Genomic DNA, 19,338 nt, shown 5'->3' with positions numbered 1-19,338 from the left:
GGGTCAGTAATAACAAAACGGTATCTCTAAGTTAATAATTTGCTTAGAGATACACCTTATTTTACTTCTTTTGAGAGGATTTACGGAATAGTCTTGAAAGGAATCCTTTCTTAATAGGTTTCTCGATGCCCCAAATTAGGTATGTTTCGTGTCGTTTTACATTGCCAATATTTGGCTCGAATTTGCCCCAAGAAAAACCATTTTGATTTGATTTGTTTCGTAAGTCTGCAATAACAAAATTGTCTGGAAGAGATTGAGCGAATGTCTTTAAAGTTGGATCACCAGCTTGTCTTGCATGTTCGAGTTCCATAAATCCATTGTCATCTTGCCATATATTGAAAACTGCTTCTTCATGAATGATGTTAAGATTAGATTTCTTACCATTCTTTCCAAATTCGTTAACGTGTTCAATGAATTGAGTCAAGTTATCCGAGTGTTTAACAATAACTGCAGGGGAGTGACATACATAAAAAACATTTCCCCAATTGCCGTTCTTGTCAATATCTAAAATCCAAAAGTTGCCAAATCCGTCACCTGCAAGCTGAACCGAATTTGGAAAGAACTCCTCGAAACCGAATTGTCCAATACCATCAAATGTCACTTCCTCAAGCCCGTAGAATTCAAAACCACTAGAGAATTTAAGAAGGTCTTTAATTTCATTTGGCATTTGTCCAGTTGGGAGTAACCTTTCTAAATCCTCAATCTGTCGATTCGTCAAACCTTGTTTCAGTTCGACTTTATATTCCTCTCCGTCTTCCGAAATATATTGCTCTGTCAATATGGATTTAAGCTGGTCTGTTACTGTCATATTTGTATTCTTCAAAATTTAGTATAAAGCGTTAAAATTGAGCTACTGTATTTTTTTAGCAAGTTCGTAGTTTGTCCACTTCTCATCTTTAATAATTTCGTAGTTAAAGGCGAATATTTTTGATGTTTGTTGAAAGTTTTTCAGGGCTTTATCTGCTGCTTCTTTATTATTAATAGCAATAAAGCAGTTTCTATCACCCTTGTATACGTTTCTGAAAACATAGTAATTTTTAATGTTTTGGGCATTAAGCATGCCTTCAATTGCATGGTCCAGGTTGTCCATTTTAATTAATTCGCTATCACTTGGGAGTTTATGCTCGTCAACTATATCGTAATTGCAGTTTATTTTTATGAAGTAGCAAAATTCTTCTTTGTGTGAGAATTTATCAAATGCGTTGTTTATGACTAATAAATAGAGGTAGCCATCCTTAACAACGTCTCTCGCTGAAAAATCTTCCGGAACAAAATAGCTGTCCGTTTCAATCGCTTTTGCTGGGTCAACATTTCCAACATCATAGCCATCGTAGGATTGCAGATTGTAACGGCTTGCAAGGTTGTAAAGTTCCTTATTTAGTACATACAGAGAGTTACTGTTGTGTTTTTCCTTTCGCTCAACGTGTAACCAATAAATATTATCATCACTCTGATAGATTTTGACAAATTGAAAATTTTTCTTTTTTAGTTCCTCTGCTGCTGCTTCCAAAGGCTTTTTGGTTTCATTCGTAAAAAAATACCCGTAAAGCATAGTGGTATCGGTATTTACACCTTTTTCTTTCATATTGGCGTAAAAGTCCTCAACTTGTTTGAGTGGTATTTCTGTGTAGACTCTATTGTTGCAGGAAAATAGCATAGTCAGAGGGAACAATGCAAGGAGAGGGAGGCGGCAAAATAAATTCATATTAGCGTTAGGTGTTTTTATTATTCGAATATATTAATAAAAGGAGATGGAACTAAAACAATTTTTCACCAGGTTTTAAACTCTACATGAGATTTATCAAAAAAACACTATTTTGGTTTCCTATTGTAATCTTCAAATTAATTAACGCCAATCATAGTCATTCTATATGGGAATATTTGATGTTTTTAAGAAAAAAAGGCAACCTGAAACTATTGATCAAACTGCGGTCAAGGAACCTTATCTCGGTGATTTGGACAAAACTCAATTGATTTTTGAATTGATTGATGTACCACGGGAGAATAGAGGAGAGGAATGGCAAAAGTCTTTTCTGGAAAACATTATATACGCCAGTTTTAGATGTGGCGACCCTCAGGTTATTACTGGCCCTGACGGTTTTCCTTATTTTCAGTTGTTAATGCCTAAACCGAATGAGCATTTTCAGTGTTATGTGATCGACCGTATGAAAGATGATTTTTTGCTACAATCAGGGTATGGTGTGGTCATTAATCCGGATGAAGGACAACCCGACTGGGTTTTATCGTATGGAGATATTCTCAATCTTCATCTTACAGGATCATTTTATACAACTGGACCAACACTTTTTTCAGGTGCTAAGGAAGATGAAACAATTCATAAGGATGAAAAGGTGTTGGTCGGGCAGCCTTCTGAAGTCATATTACCAAAAATGGCAAGGACGATATTGCGGCAATTCTTAATCAATAATGGGGTTAAATCTCCAAAAGTGTTATTAATGTCGAGGCATGGAAGTTCGGATGAGGTAGCATCTCAAGATTTGGTGTTTAATCTGACTCCAGAATCATTTGAGAGTGAAGAACTATTCAGAAGTGTGACGCGGCATTTAGCTTGGTTCTTACCTCGCCATTATTCTTTTGCAGCTTTGGCTGAGAAGCAATTTAGTGATTGCTTCATGCCGCTTTAACTTGTAGCGTGTTGAAGAGTAAGAGGATTATTTATGCGCTATTAGTTATTGTTGTAATAGCGCTCGGTATTATATCAAGAAAAGTAACTGTAATACCATTAATTGTTGGCGATGTATTATATGCGGTAATGATGTTCCTTTTGATAAAATTTCTTCTGATCCAATTGCGTTACTGGAAGGTTGGATTAATTAGTTTGTCAATCTGTTATCTTATTGAAATTAGTCAGCTCTATAATGCTCCATGGATTAATCAGATACGAAATACGACCATAGGTGCATTGGTTCTTGGACATGGTTTTCTTTGGAGTGATATGATTGCATACACCGTCGGCACAGCGATTTGTATACTTTATTCCTTAATATTTTATCCATGCCCAGAATAACCTTAGAAACCTATATCGACGCTGATAAACAAACAGTTTTCGATTTAGCACGTAATATTGATTTGCATCAGATATCTACAAAGCATACCAATGAAAAGGCTATTGCTGGGAGAATGTCTGGTTTGATAGAATTAAATGAAACTGTTACATGGCAGGCTCGGCATTTTGGTATTACTCAAAAGTTGACTAGCAAGATTACCGAGTTTGACAGTCCTGATTTTTTTGTTGACGAAATGCTTTCAGGTGTATTTAAATCAATCAGACATGAGCATCGGTTTATAGAACAAGGCATCGGAACCCTGATGATAGATACATTTGATTATGTTTCACCTTTGGGGGTATTGGGGAGAGTAGCTGACTCCTTGTTTCTTTTAAGCTATTTGAAAGACTTACTGGTCAAACGAAATGCAGTAATAAAAAGCTATGCTGAATCTAAACCTTTGCGAACATCGTGATTATGGCGGAGAAAGAAAATTAGTGATCACTGCCTGAGGTGCGAACATATGATTTAGCAGGTACCAATTTAATGCGTTTTATGATGAGTGACAATATTGATGTATAGACTACGTATGCTAAAAAAATATAATATCCCGGTTGCAAGGAGGTGTTATTTTGTGTTACGGTAGAGAGCAAATCTTCTTGTATGTTCAGATCTGAAAGTTGACTTTTTATAATCTCATTTAGACCGATATAGGTCATAGCAAGACCAACAACCATCACATCGGCCATGTCCCATTTCCTTAAATCAAAGGCTAAAAATTTGACAAGCTTATTCTCTGCGTATTTATCTTTGCCCCATATCATAATGCCCTTTCCAATCATTCGCAGTACAGGTAGGATCACCACGAAAAGTAAGATGAGTATACCAACAAGGATTGCATCGAAATTAGGTTGTATAATTAATGATTCAATAATGCCAATTATACTCTTGCTCTGAAAAAATAATACCTGGTTGTTAAAAGCTAACTTTTCACTTAGTAGTGTGAAATTTAATGACTGGATGCGTGCATCAACTTCTATCACAGTAGCTGTAATACCTACTACTAAAAGGACAAAGGCAAATAGGAGGGAAAGGATATATAGTGTAGTATGAAGGCCTGATTGCTTTCTCATAAACCACCAAAGACAAAGCGCTAGCACCATGCAACCAATCATCGCATACGTATAATGATATAAGCTTGATTGTATGCTGGCTAGTCGCGAATTGATGTTTTTTTCGAAAGCTTCCGTGTCAGCTACTCCGTGTTTTTTATAAATATGCCTGCTTACGGTTACGCTAGCGGGTTCAGTATTGTCGAAAGTTTGCTTTTCCAACTGCTCAACTTTACTAGTGACGATACTTTTGAGTTTTTTCTTACTTTCGGGTTTGTTGATCCTGCTGACAATTGTCGCAGCAAAAACAGGTACTTCGGCCTTGATTTCCTCGGGATCAACCAATGCGTTAAAAGCAAGTTTTTTGAGTTTGCCACCAATACCTTTTTTCGGTTTATTCATGTCGGCTACTGCCTGGTCAACCAGATGGTTCAATTGCTGCTCAACTTTCTCCTGAAGATCATTTTTCAGGGTACTGTTCATACTGAATTCATTGACTTTTTCATTCACCACATTTGCCATTTTCTCGCGCCACTGATCCACGGATAATATGCCAAAAGTGATGTTGTTTACCACACTATAATCTGTTTTTATTTCTTGCTGTCGACTGGAAAGTATAGATATGTGGTAGCCAAACCAAGCTTCTGCGCAAAGCAATACGCTTAACAAAACAACTAGCAGGGTATGGGGATGGCCTATTTTTCTAATGTTCATAAGGAGAAATGAATTTCAATATGGTCGATAAAATAAGCCCGTACAATACGAAGCTGATAAAAATGATAAACCCTGGCTGTAACGCGGTATTATTTGTGGTAATCACGTTTAAGTCATCACTTTTTATATTTAAACTCTTTAGCTGACTGTCCAATAATCCATTTAGGCCGATGTATACCATCAGTACTGCGATAACGATCACATCTGCCATGCTCCATTTACCTGACTGAAACGCAAAATATCTTATGATTTTGTTCCTGGCAATTTTCCTTTTGCTCAGCAAGTGGATGCCTGTTGCACTAAGCTTCATGATTGGAAAGAGTATGCTGAAAATCAATATCAAAACGCCTACTAATACGGATTGTACACTGGATTGACTGATGAGTATTTTTACCACTTCCAGAATGCTCTTACTCTGGAAAAATAATACCTGATTCTCGAAAATCACATGTTCGCCCAACAGCATAAAATCCAATGCTTTAATGCGTGCATCTACTTCTATCATAGAGGCTGTTAAACCTATAAAAAGAAGTATAAATGCGAATAGCAATGACATGATGAAAAGCGTAGCATGTAACTCAACCCGTTTTCTGAATATCCACCAAAGTCCCAATACGACCAGGATACAAGCCAACATACCGAATGAATAATTGTAGGTTGCGGTTCTGATACGAGCTAAGGAGGAAACCAGTTTATCATTTAATTCTTCTGCTGTGGATACCTGGTGTTTTTTATAGACTTTATCGGTAGCGGCTTTTGTGGCGGCTACAGCGCTATCCAAATATTCGGCACGTTCAAGTGCATCAAACTTATTCATTGCCATTTTGCTGAGTTGCCGCTTATTAGCGGGATTATAAACCTTGTCTACAATATCTTTGGCAAGGGAAGGCGCTCTATTCTTTATATCATCTGTATTTACAAAGGTTTTAAAAAGAAATTTCTTAATTTTTCCATCAATGGTTTTTTTCGGCTTGTTGATTAAAGCTTCTGCTTTATTGATCAATGCCAGAACGATTTTCTCAACTTCATGCTCAAGGTCCTTTTTTTGCTTGGCAGTCAGCGTAAAACCGCGTATCTGACGGCTAACAATTCCTGATATTTTATCTCGCCACTGCTCCACAGAGAATAGTCCTGAGCTAATATTGTTCACATTGGAGTAATCCTTCTTAATTTCTTCCTGCTGGTGAGACAGTTGATATAACTGGTAGCCAAAATATCCTTCAGCGCATAATAAAATGGAGAGCACAAAAATCAGTAGGAGTCTTGAAAAAATCTTTTTCTTGTGAGCATTAGGGATTTCATGCATAAGCAGCGGATCGATTAATTATAGTTTAGTTCTGTTTGCTGAACAATGAACGCTTACGGATTGTTTTTAACCAGGGAGAGTTAATCGTTTGAGAATTTAATTTTGATATGGCTTAAACACCCCCTGTTTTTGTCGTGCATCGCCTTGCGGTACTGGGATTCGTATTCTATTTTTGACCTTTACGTAAACCAGATCAGAAAGATCAATTTAAAATTATTTATATGAGAAAGATAATATCATTTATGCACATATCGCTTGACGGTTTTGTAGCAGGGCCAAACGGAGAAATGGACTGGATTAAAGTTGATGAAGAAATTTTTGATCATGTAGGCAAGCGGATCAATGAAGGCGACACAGCATTATATGGAAGAGTAACTTATCAGATGATGGAAGGTTACTGGCCTACCGCAGCAGATAGTCCGACAGCGAGTAAGCACGATATTGAGCATTCGAAGTGGTATAAAGACGTTCATAAAGTTGTTTTGTCGAGAACAATGGAAGCCACAGGCTTGATTAATACAACAATTATTAGCGACAACCTTTCGGACTCCATAAATGAAATCAAACAACAGGAGGGGAGCGATATCTTGCTTTTTGGTAGCCCAAGAGCAACACATGCGCTGATTCAACAGAACCTGATTGATGGCTACTGGCTATTTGTGAATCCAATTATTCTTGGACAGGGTATTCCATTGTTTGTAGACATCAAAGACAAAATAAAACTACAGCTATTATCTACACAACAGTTTACTACTGGGGTTACTGCACTGAGTTATAGTGTGGATAGATAATAACTTTTTTGGCAAAAAACTTTAGTAGATTTGGCCTATGGACAGTTTTTAGCTGTTCAATAAGGAATCAAGCCTAAATTTTATGATGCCTAAAGTAAATAGTCAAAATGGACTTGTTCAGGACAGGTTTGATAGCGAGCCCTTTTTTGAAGTTTCCCAGGACTTGATGTGTATTGCGGGATTTGATGGCTATTTTAAAAGAATCAATCCTGCAGTTTCTAAGCTATTGGGCTATACTGAAGAGGAGTTGTTTTCTAGACCTATCAATGATTTTGTGTACGAGGAAGACAAATATGTTACAGATGGACACCGAAGTAAGCTCAAGAAAAACGTTCCTTTATTAAATTTTGAAAATCGCTACCAGACCAAATCTGGTGAAATTTTATGGTTGTCCTGGACCTCGATTCCCGTTCCTGAATCGGAGCTGGTGTATGCTGTTGCCAAGAATGTCACACAGAAAAAGAATTTAGAAGAGGAGCGGAACAAACTGTTGGTGAGCCTTTCGAAGATAAACGAGGAGCTGCAGCACTTAATTCATATGGCCTCTCATGATTTGAGGGCGCCCGTAAATAATCTGCTTGCCTTATTTGGTCTTTTAGATCTGGAGCGTATTGAGGATGAGGAAACCAGAAGTTTGATCAATGTATTGCAATCCACAACAACAGGCTTGAATGTCACTCTAAATTATTATTTGGATGCTGCCAGTCAGAAAAAAAGTTTGCATGTACCAGTAGAAAGGCTGAATCTTCATGAGGTGCTAAATGGTGTGTTACTTTCTATAAATTCATTAATTACTGGCTCCGGAGCGGTTGTTGATGTTGATTTCTCTGAATTTGATACAGTCGACTTTAATAAGGTTTACATGGAGAGTATATTCCTTAATCTGATGACCAATTCCATTAAGTATGCAAAACCGGATACCCAGCCTGATATTGCTATCGCTACAAAAATAACGAATGGCAACAGGCAATTGATTTTTTCGGATAAGGGTTTGGGCTTTGACATGGAAAAGGTGAAAAACAAAGTATTCGGACTACACCAAACGTTTCACAACCATGCGGATAGTAAAGGGATTGGACTTTTCCTGGTCTATAACCATATCAATAGTTTAGGGGGGCATATTGAAGTAGAAAGTAAGGTGAATGAGGGGGTAAGGTTTGTAATCACATTTAAAGATTAGGTAACTTGTTTGTTATACTACAATGCCAATAGGAATTTATATTTATATATTTAATTCGAATCTTAAAAAGCATACAGAATGAAGTTACAGCGACTTTTTTATACCTCTTTTATCATTTTGTTGATCGGCGGTTGCGGAATCAACAAAAAAGTGCAACACCAAGAAACGTCATTTGATAAAGGTATCGGGCAAATTAAGCACCTGGTAGTGATCTATATGGAAAACCGCAGTTTTGACAATCTATATGGAGAGTTTAAAGGTGCAAATGGGATTAAAAATGCTAAAAAAGGTAACTTCATACAAGTTGATAAAGATGGTAAGCCTTATCAATTCCTGCCTGAGATCCCTCGAAACAACTCTTTCCCTACAAACTTGCCCAACGCGCTTTTTAATATAGACCAATATGTTCCTTCGGACAAAGTAACACCTGATGTGACACACCGTTTTTTTCATAACCAGTTGCAAATTAACGGCGGAAAGATGAATCAGTTTGCCGCTTATAATGATTCGAAAGGTTTGACGATGGGTTATTACAACACCGAAAAAATACCATTGTTCCCGATGGCCCAAAAATATACACTGTGTGATAACTTTTTTCAAAGTGTATTTGGTGGTTCTTATTTTAACCATATTTTCTTGATTTCTGCCGCTGTGCCGGTTTGGCCTGATGCGCCGAAGTCATTGGTCGCGAAATTTGATGCCAATGGCAAGATGATCAAGGACGGTATCGTTACGCCTGACGGTTATGCTGTCAACCATGTGCTTTCGCGAAATGCACCTTACCCTGAAAAATCTGATCTTTCTAAATTATTACCATCTCAGACTATGCCGACTATTGGCGACCGACTGACTGAAAAAAATGTATCCTGGGCCTGGTATTCGGAGGGCTGGAATGATGCTGTGGCTGGAAGGAAAAATAATTTTGCTTATAATCATGAGCCATTCCTTTATTTCGCTAAATATGAAGCAGGGACAGAAGGCCGGAAGCATATGAAAGATCAGGAAGATTTCATCAAAGCAGCCAAGGAAGGCAATCTTCCCAGCGTTTCTTTTGTGAAACCAGGTGGTGGAAATGACGAACATCCTGGGGCTTCTGCTGTGTATTCTTCGGAACAACTTGCCGTAAACCTGATCAATGCAGTATTGGATGGGCCAAATGCAAAGGATGCTTTGGTGATCTTAACCTACGATGAGTTTGGTGGCTTTTTTGACCATGTAGCTCCACCAGTTATTGACAGATGGGGACCAGGAAGCCGTATTCCTGCGATTATGATCGGGCCATTTGCTAAAAAAGGCGTGGTAGATCATACACAGTATGAGACAGTCAGCATTCTTTCTTTTATAGAGCACAGATGGGGAATAGCACCGCTGGCCGAGCGTGACAAAAATGCGAATCCGTTTAGAAATGCTTTGACATTCAATTAAATCATTTGCTGAGGAAGAGGAGGAGGTTATGAGTAAGAGGATCGGAATAGTAGCACTGCTGTTGACAGCGCTATTTATTGTCAGCTTTACCGCCTCTAATTCGAACGATACAGGAGAAACACAAGCCAGATCGCGGGAACAAAAGATTCGAAAAGAGGTTTTCAATCAGATCGTATCCTTCCAGGCCTATGTAAAAGATAGCCTCTTTTTGGAGCTGAATAAAGATAAGCTTGACGAAGGCAAGCTTCGTAGATCCTTTTTAAAATCAAGACTGCTGTTCAAAAGATTTGAATGGGCTTCGGAATATTTTACTGCCGACCTGAGCAAGAGATTAAACGGTCCGCCCGTGCAGGAGATTGAGAATGCGGATTTATTAGATCCTTCTTTAGCTCGCGCTGTAGATCCGATAGGTTTGCAGCTGATCGAGGAAATCATTTATCCAGCTTATGATCCCGCAAGGAAAGAGGAACTGGTCGCTCAGGTAAAGCATTTAATCACCAATACAGCCTATCTGATTTCTTTTTTTAGTGACCATGACCTTGCTGATTGGCGGATATTGGATGGAAGCAAATTAGAGGTATTTAGGATCATCACTTTGGGTATTACCGGATTTGATAATGCTTTGGCTTTGAACAGTATGCAGGAAGCAGCTGAAGCGTTAAAAAGCTTGCGAAATGTGCTGTCTTTGTATGTAAATAAAAAGGATAACACGGCTTTATTGCAGGATTTGGATGCGGCCATAGTCTACCTTGATCATCATCCTAATTTTGACGCTTTCGACAGAGCGCTATTTATTACTCGTTACGGAAATAAGATCAGTACTGGAATAGCACAATTGGAACAGGACTTACCAGGCCCTAAAATTAAATATAACCGAATGCTTAGGCAGGAGGCAAAAACACTGTTTGATTCGGATGCATTTAATGCAGATGCCTTTTCTCCAGGCTCTGAATTTCACACCACAGCTGCAAAGGTGGAGCTAGGAGAAAAACTCTTTTTTGATGCAGCATTATCTGGTAATGGTACAAGAAGTTGTGCTTCTTGTCATAACCCTAATTTGGCTTTTACAGACGGACTAGCAAGGAATACAACCATTCATGACCCTGCAAATCTGCTGACAAGAAATGTCCCTACCTTAGTCAATGCTGCATTACAGTCAAACTATTTCTATGATATGCGGGCCTTAACCCTGGAGGATCAGGTGCGTGATGTCATCAGTAGCAAGCAGGAGATGGATGGCTCGATGAAGGCGATCATCAAATATGTTTCCACTGATAAACCATATGCGTCCTTATTTGCAAAGGCTTTTTCTGCAAGCAGGGAGAAAGGAATCAATTCGGATCAAGTGACCAATGCCTTGGCTTCCTATATTCGCAGCCTGGTAAAACTCAATAGCCGCTTTGATGCGTATATGCAAGGGAATGAAAAGGCCTTGTCGACGCAGGAATTGAAAGGCTTTAATCTATTTATGGGAAAGGCGAAATGTGCTACTTGTCATTTCGCGCCTTTGTTTAATGGGGTTACTCCTCCAAAATTCATTTCGAGTGAGACTGAAGTACTGGGTGTGCCTGTGTCGGTGGCGGACTCCACATTGGACGCGGATTTGGGTTATTATAGTGTGATTGGTATTGATTCCTATAAACATGCTTTTAAGATTCCAACGATCCGGAACATCAAGAAAACAGCGCCCTATATGCACAATGGCGCATATCAGACCTTAGATGAGGTCATGGAATTCTACAACAATGGGGGAGCTGCCGGCTTAGGAATAAAGCTTGCCAATCAAACGCTGTCTGAAGAAAAGCTACAGCTCACTGAAAATGAAAAAAAAGACATCATTGCTTTTATGGAGAGTTTAGAGAGCAGATAGTCGTTGAACACCCTTTTATTGTCATGATTCCCCCTCACATCTGCATCTGCTCTTCTCTAAATTTGGATATAATTAAAAAGAATCAAAATGAGAAAGATCAGAATATTTGAACACATTTCGCTTGACGGCGTGATCGAACACGACGAAGACTATGCTTATGGTGCCTGGACGGCTCCATATCGTACTCCTGCTGGCATGGCTATGCTACTTGATGCATACGGAACAAACTTTGACTTGCTGCTGGGACGCCGCACCTATGATGCCTGGATTCGCTTCTGGCCAAATGCCGGGGACTTCCCAATGGCGAACGCTATAAACGCCGCAACTAAATACGTTGCTACCCATAGACCGGAGAGCCTGGAATGGGGACCGGTAAAAGATCTAGGCGAGGACATCATTGAAGGGCTTCGCAAATTGAAGTCGACAGCAGGCCTTGATCTGGTGCTTTCTGGAAGTACATCACTAACCTCATTGTTGCTTGACGCGGGATTGATAGATGAGGTTGTCCTGATCGTATATCCGGTATTACTCGGGAAAGGCAAGCGCATTTTTACAGAAAAATTTGACGCGCGGGAACTGGAATACGTTAGCACGCTGAGCACACCAACAGGCGTATTACTCAACACTTATAAGCATCTCGGACCACTGAAAAAATAATTTTTCAGAGATGTAAATCACAACGAGCACAATAAAAGTTAATTTCCGACGCTATATTTGCATTATGAGTTTACCGCTACGCATCAATTTTGACGAAAAGGATTATACCTACATTATCGTCACGAAGGGAATTACAAAAGAGACTAATGCCATCCAAATTAGCCTGGAAGGAAAAGAGTATCAGCTTGCATGCAACTCAAAAGGAGATTGGGAAGCGGTAGATGCAACTGTAAGTGATCATCCTGGTTTACTTAAAGCGATAGGAAGAAACATTAAACTTCGGTATCGCTTGTAAAACTAAAAGCGATTTTATGAATATGCATCTATTACTATTACGTTTAGCTCCATAACTCCAATGCTCCAAATCAACTTACCTCGGCTCCCCGAAATAGAAACCAAACGGCTACTGCTTCGTGAACAGAGGCTTTCAGATGCACAGGCATTATTCCAATTGCGGACCAATACTGAAGTTATGCGCTACATAGACCGCCCCTGGCCAAAAGCTGTAAGGGATTCTGAAGCTGCTATTCGAACCATCAATCAACAATTTTATACAGGAATGAGTCTGGTTTGGGCGATCACCCTTAAGGATAACCCAGACCTGATGATCGGTAATGTGGGGTATTGGCGAACAGATCTTGCCAACCACAGAGCAGAAATAGGGTATATGTTACATCCGGATTACTGGAGACAGGGGATTCTTTCTGAAGGCCTTGTCGCTGCTATTGATTTTGGATTCAATACTGTCGGATTCCACTCTATATTTGCGAACATCAACCCAGGAAATGATGCTTCAAGGCAACTCCTGCTCAAGCATAACTTTATAAAGGAAGCTTATTTTAGAGAAGACTATTATTTTGAAGGGAAATTCCTGGATAGTGAAATATATGGTTTGCTGCTGTAGCGTTTTTGTCTTTCGTTGCGTTTTACCTTTAAACCAACAAAAAAAAATATGACTAACTATCTCAACGCTACGACCAAACCACTGACTATTGTACTGGCTTTAATGTTTTTATTTCTAGGCTGTAAAAAAGACGAAACTACCGTTAATGAATGGGGAAAGATGGCAGAGGCCAAGCTAACCGAAATTAAGACGCTTGCATCTCATGTTCCCTGCAGTCAAAAGGACAATGTATCTATACAAGAGATCTCAACAGGCTGCTCTACTTCATATTATACCGTCAAATCATCAGATGTAAATAACTTTAACAAGCTGAAAAAGGAGTATTTCGATTTATTGGGTAAACAGGTAGATGCCATGGTGAGAATGGGTATCATCATTGATCCATGCTATGAATCTATTTGGATAACTGAACAGCCTATCCGACTGGAATGCAATGCGGATACAGTGCAGCTGGTTAGTTCTAAAAATATCAGTATTGAAGAGGCAGGACCTCTTGCTACAAAAACCTATGATGAGATTATGGCTATCGTAAACGCACAGACCTGCACTAGCGAATCGGCATGGTTGCCAACCGCCTTAATAAAAGATAAAATTATGGAGGTTGAATTTATCCCTTATTTGAGGACCCAAGATTTCTCAGTACTTAAGAAAAAGGTTTCTCTTTATAACGGATTGAAATATCGTATTCTTCGGGCCCAAGGTCAAGCGGATTACGTTCCATCCAAAGTAAAAGTGGAAAAGATAGAATGTGTTAATGGCAAGCCAGTGGTTAAGCTGGCTAACTAAATGCTGGCATCGCCACGGGTTTACCAGCCTGGCGTTTACTTTCTGCCGCCGCTTCCATAAAGGCTAAAATTTCTAATGTCTCCCTACTTGATACAGGTGGTTTTCCAGATTCGAAAAATTGGATAATCTCTATAAGTAGGGGGGCATAACCTACATATGGGCCTAACTGTACAATCTCTTTCTCACAATAGCAAGTTCCGCCAAAATCGGTTTTACCGGAGCGCAGACCTCTGTATGTCCCGATTCTGTTGTCTGCCCAGGTACCGATAACCACATCCGTATCCCCAGCGGAAAATTGTGTAACCTGTTTACAGCCTGGTCCCATTACCGAAAAAAGTGTTTCTACACCATGTATCCCATACCAAAATAAATCTGTGTGTGTTTTTTCGAGGTAGGCAGGGCTATAGGTATCAGCGCCTGTTACTTTTCCGTATTTACCTGTATTCACATCCTTAATGGCAGACATAAACCTCAGTGAAGATGAAGAGAACACCGGTACTTTATACTTTTCTGCGGCTTTAAAGATCGCAGCTCCGTCTTTAAATGAAGCTGCCATTGGTTTATCAATGAAAAGTGGCTTGCCCGCTTTTAATACTTCCAGTGCTTGCTCCAGATGAAGCCTTCCGTCGTTAGTCTCCAACAAGACCACATCAACTTCTTTCAATAACTGCGCTATAGAGCCAGTAATTTTTACCCCGTATTTCTTGATTTCCTCCGTTTCAACCGGTATCCGTTTAATGCAAAGTTCAATATCTCTGCTGCCATAGGGATATGCGGCTACAACGCGATAGCCTGCATATTCTGGCCCAGCATTAGCGTCGTTTAAGGCTTTTGTAAAAGCGATACTATGCGTGGTATCTAGACCAATAATACCTACTCTTTTGCCTTTGCCTGATGAAACGTCCTTTGCAAATGAAGACAAGGGGGATAGGTTTAAGCTCATGCCAGCTCCAGCCAGTGCTGCAGATTTAATAAAGTCCCGTCGGTTAAATGATGTCTTTGCCATAGTTTAGCGTTTATTTTGGAAAAAATTTGCTTCAATTCCTCTTGTTCCTGGTTTTACTACAAACAACCCGCCACTGTTTGGCTGCTGGTTTAGATCTGTATCTGATGCTTGTGCTGTTGTGATGTAAAGCAAGTCTAGTTTTTTTCCTCCAAATGCACAAGCGGTAACATTTTTTGAAGGAACGGCTATTGTTGCCAATAGCTTTCCGTTCTCTGGGTTCCACCTGGTAACAGCATAACCTCCCCAGAGAGCAATCCAAATCATGCCTTCAGAATCCAAGGTGGAGCCATCAGGCATCCCCATGTTAGTTGGAATGGTAATCACTTCCTGAGGGTTTGATATTTGACCTGTTTGGTTATCAAAGTCATAAGCAATTACTTTATAGGTGTTACTGTCGATGTAATACATGCTTTTTTGATCCAATGACCACACAATGCCATTTGAGGTACTGATGTTGCTTACCATGGTTTGTATATTGTAGTCAGCATCTATGCGGTATAAAGCGGCTGATTGCTGATTACCCATTGTACCCAGCCATAGTCGCCCGGAAGGGTCACATTTTCCATCGTTAAATCGGTTACCTGTCGTACTATTTTCTGGATTAGAAACAATCAGTTGTAGTTTGCTATTGGCTGTATCATAGCTATACACTCCATCTTTCATTGCAAGGATCAGCGCTCCATCAGTGCTTGGAACCACAGTGCTTATCTTTTGATCAAAAACTATGCTTTGATGAAGTTGAATGGCCGGATCGTACCAATGCAACAAGCAACGGTCGATGTCTACCCAATAGAGTTTTTGGGCTATAGGACTCCATATAGGGCCTTCGCCTAAGGTAGATTGGGTGTCAATTACAAGCCTGGCTTTCATTTTAATTCTAAATATATATCTAATGTATACTTTTTTGGCGTTTTTTAGTTTACATAATTTATTAAAAAATGAATTTTTAATTCCTTCTTATGCTGAGTTTGTAGACCGTTTTTAACTGGTGTTCCATTTTCTAATTTATATACTATTGAATAACAGTAGATTGTACGCTTAATTCTGAAGAGGCTTGGGACAATATTATTTTAATAAAAAAATCAATTAAATTATTTTGTTTACAAAAAAGTTATATATTTGTATACATATTAAGAGCCTAACCAAAATATAAAACCATTTGAGCCGTCTGGAAAACGGTAGCGTACACACCATAGTTGTTACCATGATCGGGACGTTTCGGGATTAGAAATCCTGAAAGCAAGCACAAAACTGTATAACTAAAAAACGGAGGAGTATGATTGATAATTAGACAAGACATTTAGGACTCATGCCTAAATCATCTATTGCGTAAATTGCCATAGATAGCATATTGGTAATTGAGTTGAACCACCAGAATTAATAATTTAATTTTTAATCATTTAATTAAAAATGTATGAGTTTTAAAATTCATATTGAAAATGGGGCCCAGGCTCTTTTTCGCAAAGTCACACTCAATTCTACATTAGGTTTTGCAGTGGTAGGTTTGTTTAGCGCCCAGGTATCGGCGGCAAACTATAGTCCTGATGTTTTTCCTGCGTCATCCTTTGGTTATCACCTAAAGGCTAATGGATATGGGTTAAACGCGGGTAATAAAATTCAAACTATAAATGTTAGTGGTAGAGTAACCGGTGTTGACGGTGAGCCATTACCAGGCGTGTCGGTTCAGGTGTCTGGTAGTTCTCAGGCTACTTCAACGGATGGAAATGGCCGTTATCAACTAACGAATGTGCCCGAAGGAGCTACGCTGACCTTTAAAATGATTGGCTTTATCCCACAACAGGTTGTGGCAAACAAGAGTCAGATCAATGTAGTGCTAAAGGTGGACGTGAAAACGCTGGATGAGGTGGTAATATCGGACGGCTATAGGACGACGACGCTTGCAGCAAATACCAGTGCGATTAGTTCGATTAAAGGTGATGTGATGGAGAATAAGCCTTATTCTACATTTGCGCAGACCTTGCAGGGACAAATAGCGGGTTTGACTGCGCCAACAACCAGTGGACAACCTGGTGCAAACGTAGATATAAGAATCAGGGGTCTTGGTTCACTTTCTTTGAATTCCAATCCTTTGATTGTAATTGATAATATGATTGTAAACTCAGGAAAATTAGGTTACAACTCTACCACGGCTAATGCATTAGCGGGGTTAAATCAAAATGACATTGAAAGTGTGGATGTGCTTAAGGACGCCGCTGCGACAGCTTTATACGGTTCTCGTGGAAGTGCGGGGGTAATTCGTATTACTACAAAAAGAGGTAAAAGCGGGAAAACTCAAATCCGTGTAGATGCTGAATATGGCTCTTCTAAAGCTATGGATAACCCTGATGCAGGAAAAGTTTTGAATGCCGATGATTACGCTGTGTTATTTAGAGAAGCGCTAACAAATTCTGGCAGCACCCCAACGCTGGTGGAAACGGCTGCTGAGAATTACGGCCTAAACAGTGGAAAGAGCAACAATTGGTACGATTTGGTGACACGAACTGGTAGACAGCAGCAGTATAATGTGAGTATGAATGGTGGAACTGAGCAAACAAAACTTTTTGCTTCGGCTGGCTATTTTCAACAGGAAGCTACGACTATCGGCTCTGATTTAAAAAGAATCTCAGGTTTGTTCAATTTTGATCATCAGATCAGTAAAAGATTCCAACTTACAGCGGGTATTAATTTCTCTAATGTAGGTCAGAATACGCCTTACGGTACGCAGTTTTCGGGTAGTCCGACATGGGCCTCACGTGTTTTAAGACCTTTTCAGCGTGCTTATAACGATGATGGATCAATCAATACGTCGAATGTTGGGAATACCAATTTCCCGGGTATCTACAATCCATTGTGGATTGCCGATAATGACAAAAAATACTTGTCGCAAACGCGTATTTTGGGAAACACCCAACTTAAATGGAACATCTGGGATAAACTAAATTACACTAGTTATTTTAGTGTGGACTACAACACCTTAGAAGAAACCTTGTTTCTGAATGCAGTGATGGGAGATGGTGCCGGGCTTAAAGGACGTAGTAAAAACTACTACACCAGGTACTTTAACTGGTTGGCGCGTAATCAGGTTGATTATCGCTATGATATAAATGGCGATAAGGATTTTTATGTGACTGCTGCTTTGGGTTATGAGGCTCAGCGTTCAAAAGAGTATTTATTGGCTGCCGATGGTTTTGGTTTTCCTTCAGCACAATCTGAGTTGACTGCACTCTCTAACGCAGCAACGCCTAATGGTGCTTTTGGGCAGTACAGTAATTACTCTTTTAATTCGCTATATGCCCTTGCTGATGTGAATTTTAAAAACAAATATGCCTTGAGTGCTTCTGTAAGAAGAGACGGTTCGTCGAGATTCCCTACCAAAAACCAGGGGGCTTACTTTTATTCTGTGGGTGGTACCTGGAATGTACATCAGGAAGAATTCTTTAAAAAGCAGCATGTGATGTCTTCTTTTAAACTGAGATCTTCGTACGGTACTACCGGAAATGCCAGTATGGGTAATTATGCCTGGGTGCCTCAGGTAGGTTATAGCAGCTCTTATAGTTATGCCGGTTACACTGGTCAGCAGTATTCATCCAGTGGTAATGTTGACCAACGTTGGGAAACTTCTAAGAAATTTGATGCAGGTCTGGATATTGGATTTGTTCAGGATAGGTTTATGTTGACGGTTGATTACTATTATAACAATATTTACGGTCTGATCCGCAATGTTCCGACTTCGTTAACTACAGGTTTTTCTTCAGTTGGCAAGAATATTGGCGCAATGGCGAATAGAGGTTGGGAGTTGACCTTAAAAGGTGATTTGTTGAGGGTAAATGATTTTAGATGGTATTCTAACCTTAACGCCGCTTTCAATAAAAATGAAATTACCCGTTTGCCTGAAAATACACCTGTGCAGAATGGCTCGTTTTATTTGAAAGAGGGTTACAGCTTTAATACTTACTACATGAAAGAGTTTGCTCGTGTGGATCCTCAAAATGGCGATGCCTTATTTTACAAAGATGCGAGCCGCACTGAAACAACGAATAAAATTGCAGATGCAAGCTTGATTCTGTTAGACAAACAAGCTATTCCTAAGGTTACGGGAGGCTTTAATAATACGTTTTCTTACAAAGGATTGAGTTTAAGCGTAGATGTAAATTATAATTTGGGCTATTGGGTGACCAGTGCTGCTGATATTTACTTTACCAATGCATCTCAATACCTGTACAATAAGTATCAGTATATTTTTGATCATAGGTGGACAACAGTTGGTCAGGTTACAGATGTGCCTAAATATGCAACAAATCCGAACAACGACCCATCTACAAGTACTTACCGTTTATACCGCGGCGACCATATCCGTTTAAGGAATATTAGCCTGGGCTATGATATTAAGAATGTGGCATTGTTTAAGCAGTTGGGCTTGAGTAAGGTTTTTGTTTATGGAAGGGCAACCAATTTAGGTACCATTACTTTTGATAAACGATTGCCAATTGACCCTGAGGTAGGTTATTCCGGTTATGATGACCAGGATATGCTGCAATACAGAACATTCACTTTTGGTATTAATGTCGGACTTTAATTA

The 19,338-nt window shown here is 39.5% G+C and carries 18 protein-coding genes; 12 read left to right on the top strand and 6 right to left on the bottom strand.

Annotation, left to right across the window (positions count from 1 at the left end; all coding sequences use genetic code 11):
- Nucleotides 1–61: 61 nt before the first annotated feature.
- Entirely contained in the window at nucleotides 62–808 is a 747-nt protein-coding gene (locus BLS35_RS04520) for an SMI1/KNR4 family protein (protein WP_090778254.1), read from the bottom strand.
- A 42-nt stretch (nucleotides 809–850) separates the two neighbouring features.
- Complete coding sequence (locus BLS35_RS04515; RefSeq protein WP_256375286.1) at nucleotides 851–1,657, bottom strand: ribonuclease E inhibitor RraB; 807 nt, start codon at nucleotides 1,655–1,657, stop codon at nucleotides 851–853.
- A gap of 214 nt (nucleotides 1,658–1,871) precedes the next feature.
- Between BLS35_RS04515 and BLS35_RS04510 the strand changes: the two genes are divergently transcribed.
- The 3 genes from BLS35_RS04510 to BLS35_RS04500 are packed head-to-tail and all read left to right on the top strand — an operon-like array spanning nucleotide 1,872 to nucleotide 3,483.
- On the top strand, nucleotides 1,872–2,645 hold the full coding sequence (locus BLS35_RS04510) for a hypothetical protein (protein WP_090778250.1): 774 nt from the start codon (nucleotides 1,872–1,874) through the stop codon (nucleotides 2,643–2,645).
- 8 nt (nucleotides 2,646–2,653) lie between these two features.
- The gene (locus BLS35_RS28140; RefSeq protein WP_256375284.1) at nucleotides 2,654–3,028 is read left to right on the top strand and encodes a ribosomal maturation YjgA family protein; all 375 of its coding nucleotides are present in this window, start codon (nucleotides 2,654–2,656) and stop codon (nucleotides 3,026–3,028) included.
- Nucleotides 3,016–3,483, top strand: coding sequence for an SRPBCC family protein (locus tag BLS35_RS04500; RefSeq protein ID WP_090778248.1), 468 nt, complete (start codon nucleotides 3,016–3,018; stop codon nucleotides 3,481–3,483). Before BLS35_RS28140 ends, BLS35_RS04500 begins: the two co-directional genes overlap by 13 nt.
- A gap of 19 nt (nucleotides 3,484–3,502) precedes the next feature.
- On the opposite strand, the gene BLS35_RS04495 is transcribed toward BLS35_RS04500, so the two are convergent.
- Nucleotides 3,503–4,834: a paraquat-inducible protein A gene (locus BLS35_RS04495; RefSeq protein WP_090778246.1), complete on the bottom strand. Its 1,332-nt coding sequence runs from the start codon at nucleotides 4,832–4,834 to the stop codon at nucleotides 3,503–3,505.
- A complete protein-coding gene (locus tag BLS35_RS04490; protein ID WP_090778244.1) occupies nucleotides 4,824–6,140 on the bottom strand; it encodes a paraquat-inducible protein A in 1,317 nt (438 codons plus the stop codon). The genes BLS35_RS04495 and BLS35_RS04490 overlap by 11 nt, the downstream gene beginning before the upstream one ends.
- Nucleotides 6,141–6,361: 221 nt before the next feature.
- On the opposite strand from BLS35_RS04490, the gene BLS35_RS04485 reads away from it, so the two are divergent.
- From BLS35_RS04485 to BLS35_RS04450, 8 genes are all read left to right on the top strand, one after another.
- A complete protein-coding gene (locus BLS35_RS04485; protein WP_090778242.1) occupies nucleotides 6,362–6,931 on the top strand; it encodes a dihydrofolate reductase family protein in 570 nt (189 codons plus the stop codon).
- Nucleotides 6,932–7,013: 82 nt separating this feature from the next.
- On the top strand, nucleotides 7,014–8,111 hold the full coding sequence (locus BLS35_RS04480; RefSeq protein ID WP_207909083.1) for a sensor histidine kinase: 1,098 nt from the start codon (nucleotides 7,014–7,016) through the stop codon (nucleotides 8,109–8,111).
- Nucleotides 8,112–8,189: 78 nt separating this feature from the next.
- Entirely contained in the window at nucleotides 8,190–9,536 is a 1,347-nt protein-coding gene (locus tag BLS35_RS04475) for an alkaline phosphatase family protein (RefSeq protein ID WP_090778240.1), read from the top strand.
- Between the two features lie 28 nt (nucleotides 9,537–9,564).
- Nucleotides 9,565–11,406 (top strand): cytochrome-c peroxidase, encoded by a 1,842-nt coding sequence (locus BLS35_RS04470; RefSeq protein ID WP_090778237.1) that lies wholly within the window; start codon nucleotides 9,565–9,567, stop codon nucleotides 11,404–11,406.
- Nucleotides 11,407–11,493: 87 nt separating this feature from the next.
- Entirely contained in the window at nucleotides 11,494–12,063 is a 570-nt protein-coding gene (locus tag BLS35_RS04465) for a dihydrofolate reductase family protein (protein WP_090778235.1), read from the top strand.
- 64 nt (nucleotides 12,064–12,127) lie between these two features.
- The gene (locus BLS35_RS04460) at nucleotides 12,128–12,358 is read left to right on the top strand and encodes a hypothetical protein (protein ID WP_090778233.1); all 231 of its coding nucleotides are present in this window, start codon (nucleotides 12,128–12,130) and stop codon (nucleotides 12,356–12,358) included.
- A gap of 60 nt (nucleotides 12,359–12,418) precedes the next feature.
- Nucleotides 12,419–12,967 (top strand): GNAT family N-acetyltransferase, encoded by a 549-nt coding sequence (locus BLS35_RS04455; protein WP_090778231.1) that lies wholly within the window; start codon nucleotides 12,419–12,421, stop codon nucleotides 12,965–12,967.
- Nucleotides 12,968–13,015: 48 nt separating this feature from the next.
- On the top strand, nucleotides 13,016–13,753 hold the full coding sequence (locus tag BLS35_RS04450; protein WP_090778229.1) for a hypothetical protein: 738 nt from the start codon (nucleotides 13,016–13,018) through the stop codon (nucleotides 13,751–13,753).
- On the opposite strand, the gene BLS35_RS04445 is transcribed toward BLS35_RS04450, so the two are convergent.
- The gene (locus tag BLS35_RS04445; RefSeq protein ID WP_090778228.1) at nucleotides 13,746–14,759 is read right to left on the bottom strand and encodes a Gfo/Idh/MocA family protein; all 1,014 of its coding nucleotides are present in this window, start codon (nucleotides 14,757–14,759) and stop codon (nucleotides 13,746–13,748) included. The two genes, BLS35_RS04450 and BLS35_RS04445, sit on opposite strands and share 8 nt — an antisense overlap.
- A gap of 3 nt (nucleotides 14,760–14,762) precedes the next feature.
- Nucleotides 14,763–15,629, bottom strand: coding sequence for an SMP-30/gluconolactonase/LRE family protein (locus BLS35_RS04440; protein ID WP_090778226.1), 867 nt, complete (start codon nucleotides 15,627–15,629; stop codon nucleotides 14,763–14,765).
- 544 nt (nucleotides 15,630–16,173) lie between these two features.
- Between BLS35_RS04440 and BLS35_RS04435 the strand changes: the two genes are divergently transcribed.
- Nucleotides 16,174–19,335 (top strand): SusC/RagA family TonB-linked outer membrane protein, encoded by a 3,162-nt coding sequence (locus BLS35_RS04435; RefSeq protein ID WP_090778224.1) that lies wholly within the window; start codon nucleotides 16,174–16,176, stop codon nucleotides 19,333–19,335.
- Nucleotides 19,336–19,338: the final 3 nt, after the last annotated feature.

Source organism: Pedobacter sp. ok626, from assembly GCF_900100435.1.
In the GTDB taxonomy this organism is placed as follows: domain Bacteria; phylum Bacteroidota; class Bacteroidia; order Sphingobacteriales; family Sphingobacteriaceae; genus Pedobacter.
Note: the sequence above shows the minus strand (reverse complement) of the source record. Positions and strands in the feature narration are given on the sequence as shown.